Source organism: Streptomyces katrae (genome assembly GCF_000966975.1).
Lineage (GTDB): Bacteria > Actinomycetota > Actinomycetes > Streptomycetales > Streptomycetaceae > Streptomyces > Streptomyces katrae.
In genome coordinates, this window is the sequence record NZ_JZWV01001179.1 from 1 (window position 1) to 1,051 (window position 1,051).

Genomic DNA, 1,051 nt, shown 5'->3' on the forward strand with positions numbered 1-1,051 from the left:
GCGGTGGGGCGGGGGGCGTAGAGGTCGAGGAGGCGGTTGCGGGTCTGCTGGAGCCGGACCGCGAGGATCCGTCCGACCCAGTGGCCGATGGCCGAGCCGAATGCCGGGTCGGCGTCCATCAGCATCCGCACGGCCGCCCCGTCGAACTCGTAGGCCCTCACCGGGGTCATCGCCTCGGCGCTCAGCTGCCAGGTGTACGGGGGGAACAGCCAGGACCAGCCGACGAGCTCGCCGGGTCCGAGGCTCTCGACGGGCGCGGCGCCCCGGTGGCCGCCGGAGGGGAGCGGGACCTCCAGGGTCACCGTGCCGGAGCGCACGATCCAGAAGGACTCCGCCCGGCCGCCCTCTTCGAAGATCCGGGTGCCCTCGGGGAAATTGACCTCACGTGCGTAGGACATCAGCCGGCCGCGGTGTTCGGCGGACAGTACGGCGGCGATCCGGATGGGGGAAGGTGTGCTCACGACGGCCTCCGATCAGGACCCCCCGCAACCTTCTGGTCCCCCCAGTGTCCCCGACCCGGGCCGGAACGCGGCACACCTCGGCCCGGACGGTCGCCGGTCAGCGCTCCGGGGCACCGGGCGGGGCCGGTGACCGGCCCCTGAGCCAGCCGGCGATCCGGTCCTTGTACTCGCGGCCGACGTGGGGGCTGTCGCGCAGCACGATCTCCTCCAGGTGCCGCAGGACGTTCTCCGAGCGGTCCGGCCGGGGGACGGCGAGCACGTCGACGCCCCGCTCGCCCGTCGAGCACGCGAGGTACACGCCGCCGTCGAGCGCCATCATGCCGAAGCCCGGGTGACCCGCGCGGATGCCGAGGAAGGCCGAGGCGGCGCCCCGGCCCATGACGTCCCAGTGCTCCAGCAGCCGGACGCGGGTCCAGAGCCAGGGCGCGACCACCCGGCCGCCGTGCAGCTGCCGCACGGCGGCGTCGTGCGTCCGCGTCCCCTGCGGGAGCTGCACGAGGAACTCGCGCCGCTCGTCGAAGAGGCCCGAGGCGACGGCGAGGGCGTACCAGTCCTCGTTGAGCCGCTCCACCAGCCGTGGGGTGCCGTAC

2 protein-coding genes are annotated in these 1,051 nt (G+C 74.3%); both read right to left on the bottom strand.

Features of this window, described 5'->3' with window-relative positions:
* Window positions 1-461, bottom strand: a 461-nt coding sequence (locus tag VR44_RS34530; RefSeq protein ID WP_063779006.1) for a Crp/Fnr family transcriptional regulator, incomplete at its 3' end; no start/stop codon positions are given.
* 97 nt (window positions 462-558) lie between these two features.
* On the bottom strand, window positions 559-1,051 hold a 493-nt coding region (locus tag VR44_RS34535), incomplete at its 5' end, for a hypothetical protein (RefSeq protein WP_045951595.1).